This is a genomic window from Nguyenibacter vanlangensis (assembly GCF_013376155.1).
Taxonomy (GTDB): Bacteria; Pseudomonadota; Alphaproteobacteria; order Acetobacterales; family Acetobacteraceae; genus Gluconacetobacter; species Gluconacetobacter vanlangensis.
Genome location: NZ_JABXXP010000073.1, coordinates 1 through 9,125, shown reverse-complemented (window position 1 = coordinate 9,125; position 9,125 = coordinate 1). Strand labels below are relative to the sequence as shown.

Annotated in this window: 8 protein-coding genes and 1 pseudogene; 5 read left to right on the top strand and 4 right to left on the bottom strand. The window is 67.0% G+C overall.

Annotation, left to right across the window (positions count from 1 at the left end; all coding sequences use genetic code 11):
* Positions 1-447 precede the first annotated feature (447 nt).
* Entirely contained in the window at positions 448-1,332 is an 885-nt protein-coding gene (locus tag HUK84_RS06350) for a universal stress protein (protein ID WP_176639529.1), read from the bottom strand.
* A gap of 98 nt (positions 1,333-1,430) precedes the next feature.
* Positions 1,431-2,033, bottom strand: a complete 603-nt coding sequence (pdxH, locus tag HUK84_RS06345) for a pyridoxamine 5'-phosphate oxidase (RefSeq protein ID WP_176639528.1) — start codon at positions 2,031-2,033, stop codon at positions 1,431-1,433.
* Between the two features lie 213 nt (positions 2,034-2,246).
* Here pdxH and fabI point away from each other — a divergent pair, with 213 nt between their 5' ends.
* Positions 2,247-3,086 carry an enoyl-ACP reductase FabI gene (fabI, locus tag HUK84_RS06340; RefSeq protein WP_176639527.1) on the top strand — a complete coding sequence of 280 codons (840 nt, stop codon included), beginning with the start codon at positions 2,247-2,249 and terminating at the stop codon, positions 3,084-3,086.
* 18 nt (positions 3,087-3,104) lie between these two features.
* Entirely contained in the window at positions 3,105-4,187 is a 1,083-nt protein-coding gene (gene aroC / locus HUK84_RS06335; protein WP_176639526.1) for a chorismate synthase, read from the top strand.
* Between the two features lie 137 nt (positions 4,188-4,324).
* On the opposite strand, the gene HUK84_RS06330 is transcribed toward aroC, so the two are convergent.
* Positions 4,325-6,238 carry a transketolase C-terminal domain-containing protein gene (locus tag HUK84_RS06330; RefSeq protein ID WP_176639525.1) on the bottom strand — a complete coding sequence of 638 codons (1,914 nt, stop codon included), beginning with the start codon at positions 6,236-6,238 and terminating at the stop codon, positions 4,325-4,327.
* 136 nt (positions 6,239-6,374) lie between these two features.
* Positions 6,375-6,806, bottom strand: a complete 432-nt coding sequence (locus HUK84_RS06325) for an OsmC family protein (RefSeq protein ID WP_176639524.1) — start codon at positions 6,804-6,806, stop codon at positions 6,375-6,377.
* A 356-nt stretch (positions 6,807-7,162) separates the two neighbouring features.
* Between HUK84_RS06325 and metX the strand changes: the two genes are divergently transcribed.
* From metX to HUK84_RS06310, 3 genes and pseudogenes are all read left to right on the top strand, one after another.
* Positions 7,163-8,338 (top strand): homoserine O-acetyltransferase MetX, encoded by a 1,176-nt coding sequence (metX, locus tag HUK84_RS06320; RefSeq protein ID WP_176639523.1) that lies wholly within the window; start codon positions 7,163-7,165, stop codon positions 8,336-8,338.
* A gap of 3 nt (positions 8,339-8,341) precedes the next feature.
* The gene (gene metW, locus HUK84_RS06315; protein ID WP_176639522.1) at positions 8,342-8,947 is read left to right on the top strand and encodes a methionine biosynthesis protein MetW; all 606 of its coding nucleotides are present in this window, start codon (positions 8,342-8,344) and stop codon (positions 8,945-8,947) included.
* Positions 8,944-9,125, top strand: a pseudogene (locus HUK84_RS06310) (hypothetical protein); the annotation flags it as partial. The gene metW and the pseudogene HUK84_RS06310, both read left to right, overlap by 4 nt.

Below are 9,125 nucleotides of genomic sequence, written 5' to 3'. Positions count from 1 at the left end.
AGCGGGCCGGTGAGCGCGGCGCGCAGGACGGCGGACGTGCCGCCGGCCTGTGCATCTGCCTGCGCCCCGGCTTGCGCCCCAGCCTGCACGATGGCGTCGATGATCGTCTGGTCTATCTCCACGGTCACGATCCACATTCCCTATTGCACGAAAAATGTTCGTGCTTTTGGCCGATCTAATGCCTCTATCGCGGATATTCAAGCGGAATATACGTCATGAAGATGTAGTAATCGGCATGGCCCCCATGCGGCGGGCGTTGGCGGACGGGACCGGCAAGGGACGGCCGCCATCGCGGGACTGCGCATAATACTGCGCAGTCCTAGTGTCCCGATTCCAAAATTCGCTTGCGAATTTTGGAATCGAAAAGACACTGGAATCAATATTTTAGTGGCCTGCTGATCCGAGAAATTCTCATAAGAATTTCTCGGGCAGGACACTAGCGCGGGATCAGCGGCTCATCAGCACCGGCAGTTCGGCGTTTTCCAGGACGTGGCGGGTGACGCCGCCCAGGATCAACTGACGCAGGCGCGAGTGGGAATAGGCGCCCATGGTCAGCATGTCGGCGCCGAAATCGCGGCAGGCGGCCAGCAGGTTGGCGCCGACGGTTTCGTCGGGATTGCTGAATTCCAGCAGGTCGGCCTCGATCCCGTGGATGGCGAGATATTCCGCGGCATGGCGGGCTTCGGGGCCGCGGCGCTGATAGTCGGCGGAATAGAGGATGCGCACGGCCTCGGCCTCGGCGGCCCAGGGGAGGATGTGGTGCAGGGCGGCGGTGGCTTCCGCGGTGCCGTTCCAGGCGATGCAGATGCGCCGGCCGGCGGTCTGCGGCACCTGGCGCGGCGCGATGATCACCGGGCGGCCGCTGTCGAACAGGATGGCGTGGAGGGTCTCGGAGGAGGAGACTTCCTCGCCGGAATCGGGATGGGCGACGATCGTGACGTCGGAGAGGCGGGCGCGGTAGGTCACGACTTCGTGCTCGCGGCCCGTCATGGTGACGAAGCTGGCGGTGGCGGTGCCGGTCGGGTTGCCGTGGAAGGGCGGGATGGGGCCGGTGACGGCGATGCCGTTCTGCAGGGTGAAATGGTCGAATGCCTCGCGCACCGAGAGGGCCCGGCGCGCGCCCTCGCGCTCGGCCGCCGACATCATTTCCTCGACCATCGCGCCGGACAGGCCCTCGCCGGCCAGCGGCGCGACCTCGCGGCTGTCGGCGCGGACATGGAGTGCCGCGATATGGCCGCCGAACTGCCGGGCGAAGAGCAGGCCGGTGGTCAGGGCGCCTTCGGCATTGGAGGTTCCGTTCAGAGGCAGAAGGATTTTCTGTATGATTTTCAAGTGCATGTCTCCGTCATCCTATGAACGCGGTCCTGAAAACGAGGACCTGGCGAACGGCATCCTGGGCACAGGCTGAGATAAGAGCAGAGGAACGGGGATCAGGGATAGAGGCGCGTGACCTCCCATCCCGCGCCGCGGCGCAGCCAGACGGCGCGATCATGCAGGCGGTGGGGGCGATCCTGCCAGAATTCGATCCGGTCGGGCACCACGCGGAAGCCGGACCAGTTCGCGGGACGGGGGATGGCGGCGCCTTCGGGATAGCGGTCCTGGAGCGTGGCCAGGCGGTCCTCGAAGATCGCGCGGTCGGCCAGGGGGCGCGACTGGTCGGACGCGATGGCGCCCAGGCGGGAGATGCGCGAGCGGCTGGCGAAATAGGCGTCGGCCTCGGCTTCGGTGACGGGCTGAACCGTGCCTTCGATGCGGATCTGGCGGCGCAGGCTCTTCCAGTGGAACAGCAGGGCGGCCTGCGGGTTTTCGGCCAGTTCGCCGGCCTTGCGGCTTTCGAGATTGGTATAGAAGACGAAGCCCCGCGCGTCGGCGCCCTTGAGCAGGATCATGCGCAGCGACGGGCGGCCGTCCGGCGTGGCGGTCGCCAGGGCCATGGCGTTGGCGTCGTTGGGTTCGGCCTGCTCGGCGTCCTGCATCCAGGCGGCGAAGAGGGTGAAAGGGTCCGATCCCAGGTCGATCAGCGCGGCGGTCATGGCGTCGTTTCCATTCCGTTATATCTGGTATGTCATGTTGAATGTCGTGTCGGTTCGCTCCGCGGGCCGGCCCCGGGGGATCCGTGCCACGGGGCCGGCAAAACCGGCGGCGCGCGTTTCCTCGGATCTTGTCGCGCGCGCCCGCTTGTGCAACCACGGCGCCGATCCGATCATGCTCCCTCCAACCCCCTCCAACCCATAGGATATCCTACCATGTCAGATGGAACGTCCAAAGTCCCGGCCACCGGCACCCTCATGAAGGGCAAGCGGGGGCTTGTCATGGGCGTGGCCAATGACCGGTCGATCGCCTGGGGGATCGCCAGCGCGGTGGCCGCCCAAGGCGGCGAGCTGGCCTTTACCTATCAGGGCGAGGCGCTGGGCAAGCGGGTGCGGCCGCTGGCCGAGCGGGTGGGGTCGAGCCTGGTGCTGCCGTGCGACGTGGGGGACGACGCGGCGATCGACGCGACCTTCGCCCGGATCGAGGAGGAATGGGGCGGGCTGGATTTCCTGGTCCATGCCATCGGGTGGGCGGACAAGCAGTATCTGCGCGGGCGCTATGTCGACACGCCGCGCGAGGCGTTCCTGACCGCGCTGGACATTTCGTGCTATTCCTTCACGGCGGTGGCGCGCCGGGCCGCGCGGCTGATGAAGGCGGGCGGGTCGATGCTGACCCTGTCCTATCTGGGCGCCGAGCGGGTGATGCCGCATTACAACGTGATGGGCGTGGCCAAGGCGGCGCTGGAGGCGTCGGTGCGCTATATGGCCGCCGACCTGGGCCGGGACGGTATCCGGGTGAATGCCATTTCGGCCGGGCCGATCATGACGCTGGCCGCCAACGGGATCGGCGATTTCCGCTATATCCTGAAATGGAACCAGTACAACGCGCCGCTGGAGCGCAACGTGGCGCTGGAGGAGGTCGGCGGGGCCGGCCTGTACATGCTGTCCGACCTGGCGGGCGGCGTGACCGGCGAGGTTCACCATGTCGATTCCGGGTATAATATCGTGGGCATGAAGAATCCGTCGGCGCCCGATATTTCCGTCTCGGGCGACTGACGGCGGCGGGAGGTCCCCATGTCGTACAACAGTTTCGGCCATCTGTTCCGGGTGACGACCTGGGGGGAGAGCCACGGGCCGGCGATCGGCTGCGTCGTCGACGGCTGTCCGCCGCTGCTGCCGCTGGGCGAGGCGGATATCCAGCCCTGGCTGGATCGGCGCCGGCCGGGCCAGTCGAAATTCACCACCCAGCGGCAGGAGCCCGACGCGGTGGAGATTCTATCGGGCGTGTTCGAGGGGCGGACGACCGGGACGCCGATTTCGCTGCTGATCCGCAACACCGACCAGCGGTCGCGCGATTACGGCGACATTGCCGAGCGGTACCGGCCCGGCCATGCCGACGTGGCCTATGACCTGAAATACGGGATTCGCGATTATCGCGGCGGCGGCCGATCCTCGGCCCGCGAGACGGCGATGCGGGTGGCGGCGGGAGCCGTGGCGCGCATCGTGCTGGGGGAGGGCGTGCGCATTCGCGGCGCGCTGACGCAGATCGGCCCGCACCGGATCGACCGGGCGCGCTGGGACTGGGACGTGGTGGAGGGCAACCCGTTCTTCTGCCCCGATGCCGCGATGGTGCCGGTGTGGGAGGATTATCTCTCGGCGGTGCGCAAGGCGGGGTCGTCGGCCGGCGCGGTGATCGAGATCGTGGCCGAGGGCGTGCCGGCGGGGCTGGGCGCGCCGATCTATGGCAAGCTGGATTCCGACCTGGCGATGGCGCTGATGAGCATCAACGCCGTCAAGGGGGTCGAGATCGGCGACGGGTTCGCCGCCGCCGCGCTGACCGGCGAGGAAAACGCCGATCCGATGCGCATGGAGGATGGGCGCCTGACCTTCGGCGCGAACCATGCCGGGGGTGTTCTGGGCGGGATTTCCACCGGCCAGCCGGTAGTGGCGCGCTTTGCCGTCAAGCCGACCAGTTCGATCCTGACCCCGGTGGCCTCGGTGACGCGCGGCGGCGAGAATGTCGACGTGATGACCAAGGGGCGGCACGACCCGTGCGTGGGGATTCGCGCCGTGCCGGTGGGCGAGGCGATGATGGCCTGCGTGCTGGCGGATCATGCTCTCCGCCACCGCGCCCAGACCGGCAAATCCTGGCCTTGAACCCGTGCCGGGCGCTGCGGCGCCCGGGATGGGAAGGTGATGGAGACGCCATCCGTTTGAACGGGACCTGGCTCTGGCGCATTGTTTCGGCGAGCATCTTTATCCGACCGGATGCGCCCATCCGGTCGGATGATGCCCTAAGCCAGCGCGCGGATGGCCCTGGCAATTCCGTCGGAATCCAGGCCCTGATTGCCTTGCTGCTGCCAGAGGCCGCCGCAGCCTTCGATGTGGACGCCAATGTGATTGTACCGTCCCCGGAAGCCCGCCCGCAGCAAGTGGCTGCCGAAGCGGCTGCCCAGGCCCGTTTTCACATTCCAGCCCTCCGCGACCAATATCCAGGGCGCCTTGGCGAGCCGGGCCATCATCGCGGGGTCGACGACGTTCAAGGTCGCCTTGTTGACGAGCCCGACATCGATGCCGTCCTCTCGCAGTCCGGTGACCGCATCCAGGGCGCGGTAGAGCGTTTCACCGAAGCTGACCACATAGCCGCCGCCGTTCTTCGCTTCCCGCACCAGGTCGTCGATACCCGGCGCGAAGGCGCGTCCCTCATAAAACCGCTTGCCATCCTCAGCCAGGATGTCCGGCACGGCCGCCCGATTGCTGAAAACGAACCGCAGCCCGGGATCCTTGAATATGCGCTTCACGCAGGCGGAGAATTGATACTGGTCCGCCGGGAAATAGAGGCGCGTCGCGTCTTCGCCGTGAAGCGGCCTGATCCCGCCATCGGCGAACATCGAATTGATGCCGAAATGGCAGGTGTTGTCCGCCATCTCGTCGACCCCGCTATGGGAGAAGTGAGCCAGCACGTTGGCGAAATTCAGCCGCGCCATGGTGATTTCGCTGACGATCATTTCGAGGAACGCGCTGAAGGTCGCGTAAATCCCCTGCTTTCCTTCGCTGGATCCAAAGCCCGCGGCGGCCGAGAAATTGCCCCGCTCCATGATCCCGGCCTTCACGAACACCTCGGGATGCTTCTTCCTGATGTGATGGAGGCCACAGGACCCTTCGAGGTCGTTGTCGAACACCCGCACGCTGGCCCTGCGGGTCTCCTCGTCCATTCCATCCAGGATCTCGTTGACGACTTTGCCGAAATCGTCCCGGTTCTTCCCCTCGCCTGACGAGCCGCGATAGGTGAGCGGACTCTTGTCGGGCTTCGCCGCCCTGAGCATGGCGATCGCGTCGTCATAGCCGCCCCGGTTTTCGAGATAGGCAATCGCCACGTCCGTCTTCAGGGCATCGTGCGCGTGGATGTCGCCCTCGACTTTTCCGATCCCCACCGCCATCGGGCGCTTGATGACGACGGCATGCGGAGCCGGATTGTCGAAAGCCCGGCAGAGGTCGACATGCAGTGCCTCGAGGTCCTCGCCCATCGTCGTTTCCGTCGTCAGGCCATACCCCGCCAGGGTGCGCGTCAGGTCGTAGCCGGGCATGTATTCCTGGGGATGCCCCGCGATCGTGACATTGTTGTCGTCGATGAGGAGCTTGATATTGAGCCCCTGCGCGACGGCCAGGCGCGCGGCCTCGGCGTCGTCGCCTTCCATCTGGCTGCCGTCCGATCCCAGCAGGATAACGGATTTTCCCGGGTTGGCCATGGCGACGCCGTTGCAGAAGGCCCAGAGATGGCCCAGGCGGCCCGAACTGAACGCCAACCCGGGGGTCAGTTCTTTCTCCGGATGGCCGGGCAGGCCGCTGCCGTATTCGCGATAATGCAGCAATTTTTCAGCCGGCATGTCGCCGTTCAGCACGCTCAACAGGTACTGGGTCGCCACCCGATGGCCGGCTTCGTCGTAGAAGATCGGAACGATCGGCGCGCCGCCGGCGATGAAAGCCCGCACGATCATCACCTCGGGGACGGTGTCGTACGGGCCGCCGGAATGACCTGCCAGGCCCTTGGCGCCCGCCAGCGCGGTGAAGAAGACAATGGCGTCGCGGCAGATCTGGATATTGTGTTTCAACACCGCCTTCGCCTCGTCGGAAAGCGTCGGGACCCTGGGGTCCAGCCGCAGCGGCTTCAGGCGACCCAGATCGATCGGGAACGTGTCGTTCGGCATCGGACTTCTCTCCGGACATGACGACCATACATGACGATCATAAGGGAAACACCGCACGTCGCCTGCCGTTGCGTCGCGCGGAATGCCGGACTTGCCCGCCGGGTCGCCCCAGGCGGGTATCCGCGTGCTCGGGTCCTCAGGTGCTCAGGGTGGCTTCCAGCGTGATGGGGGCGTTCAGCAGCCTGGAGATCGGGCAGCCGGCCTTGGCCTTGGCGGCGAGGTCGTGGAACCGGGATTCGGTGGCGCCGGGGATGGTGGCCGCGAGGGTGAGGTGGACGCCGGTGACGGTGAAGCCATCGGGCTGTTTTTCCAGAGTGACGACGGATTTGGAATCCAGCGCGGTGGCGGTCAGTCCGGCCTCGCCCAGGATGGCCGACAGCGCCATGGCGAAGCAGGCCGCGTGGGCGGCGCCGATCAGTTCCTCGGGGTTGGTGCCGGCCACGCCCTCGAAGCGGGTGTTGAAGCCGTAGGGCTGCGCCGACAGCGCGCCGCTTTCGGTGGAGACGGTGCCCTTGCCGTCCTTCAGGCCGCCGGCCCAGTGGGCGGTGCCGTATTTGGTGATGCGCATCGGGTCGGTTCCTTGCAGCTTGCCCGGTTGGTCGCAGGCCGTTCTCCGGGCTGTTTCCGCTTTGCCGGTGGGGCGGCGGGTGCCCCGGCCGAGGGCGAGCATAGCCCGCCGCGGCAGGGGTGGGAGCGGGTGGGGCGCACACGATGCGGTGAAGCGGGGCAGGGGCGGGATGCGGCCCGATCGGCCCCGTCCTATCTGCCCGTCTTGTCTGCCTGTCTGTCTGCCATCTTGCCAGATCGAGGCCATGCGATCCGGGACGGCGATGGTCCAGGCAGTTGCGCGTGGCGGGCGCCGGTGTCATAGGACGCAGCCTGCGCCCTTGCTGTCCCTCTTTTGTCGGAATGTCGGCCCACGCGATGGATCAGACCCTGCCTGCCCCGCTTCAGCACGAGCACATGCTGTTCCCCGAAGGGCTGCATCTGGAGTGCGGGGTTCATCTGGCGCCGGTGCAGGTGGCTTATCGCACCTATGGGACGCTGTCGGCGGCGCGGGACAATGCGATCATCGTCTGCCATGCGCTGACGGGCGACCAGTATCTGGCGGAGCGGCATCCGCTGACCGGCAAGCCGGGCTGGTGGAGCCGGATGGTCGGGCCGGGGCTGCCGATCGATACCGACCGGTTCTTCGTCATCTGCATGAACGTGCTGGGCGGGTGCATGGGCTCGACCGGCCCGCGTTCGCCGCGCGGCGGAGAGGGCCCGGGGCTGGAACCCCGGAGAGTGGAACCTTGGGGGACGGAATTTCCGCCGATCACCATCCGCGACATGGTGCGGGCGCAGAAGCTGGTGATCGACCGGCTGGGGATCGCGCGGCTGTTCGCCGTCATCGGCGGGTCGATGGGCGGGATGCAGGTGCTGGAATGGGCGGCGACCTTTCCCGACATGGTGTTCGCGGCCATGCCGATCGCGACCTCGCCGTTTCACTCGGCGCAGAACATCGCCTTCAACGAGGTCAGCCGCCAGGCGATCTTCGCCGATCCGGAGTGGCATGGCGGGCGGTACTGGGAGCGCGAGGCGATTCCGGCGCGCGGGCTGGCGGTGGCGCGGATGATGGCGCACATCACGTACCTGTCGGAGGAGGCGCTGACCCGGAAATTCGGGCGGCGCACCCGGCGCGACCCGTACGGGCCGGCCAATCCGCTGTCGCTGTTCGGCGAGATGTTCGAGGTCGAGAGCTATCTGCGGCACCAGGGATCGTCCTTCGTGCGGCGCTTCGATGCCAATTCCTATCTGACGATCACGCGGGCGATGGATTATTTCGATCTCGGGGCCGACCATGACGGGGACCTGTCGCGGCCGTTCCAGGGGACGCGCACGCGGTTCTGCATCGTGTCCTTTTCCTCGGACTGGCTGTTCCCGACCACGCAGGCGCGGTCGCTGGCGCGGGCGCTGAACCGGGCGGCGGCCAACGTGTCGTTCGTCGAGATCGAGAGCGACAAGGGGCATGACGCCTTTCTGCTGGACGAGCCCGATTTCGACCGGACGGTGCGCGGATTCCTGTCCGGCGCCGCCGAACATGCGCGGATCGGCTGAGCCATGCGCCTGGACCAGCGGCTGATCGCCGAGATGATCCGGCCCGGCACCCGCGTGCTGGATATCGGCAGCGGCGACGGGGCGTTGCTGGATTACCTGTTCCGCACCAGGAGGTGCGACGCGCAGGGGATCGAGATCGACATGCAGGAGGTCACGCGGTCGGTGGCCCACGGGCTGCCGGTGATGCATGGCGACGCGGACCATGACCTGGCGCATTATCCCGAGCATGCGTTCGATTACGTCGTGCTGCAGCGTACCCTGCAGGCGGTGGAGCGGCCGCGCGAGGTGCTGCGCCAGATGCTGCGCATCGGGCGGCATGCCATCGTGTCCTTCCCCAATTTCGGGCATTGGCAATTGCGGCTGAAATTGCTGCTGGGCGGGCGGATGCCGATGACGGCGGTGTGGCATACGCCGTGGTACGAGACGCCCAACATCCATCCCTGCACGATCCTGGATTTCCTGATGCTGTGCCGCGAGGAAGGATATGTGGTCGAGGAATGGATGGCGGTGGACGAGGACGGGGAGCGGGCGCCGTGGCGCCGGTCCATCCGGCTGGCCAATCTGTTCGGCGAGCAGGCGCTGTTTTTGCTGCGGCGGCAGGACCGGTGACGGAGGGCGTGGTGCGCCTGCTGGCCGGAATCGACGGGGGCGGCACGGGGACGCGGCTGCGCCTGGTCACGCCGGAGGGGGTGATGCTGGGCGAGGGGCAGGGTGGTCCGGCCAATATCGCGACCGATGCCGCGCAGGGCTGGCGATCGGTCGGTGACGCCCTGGCGGCGGCGCTGGC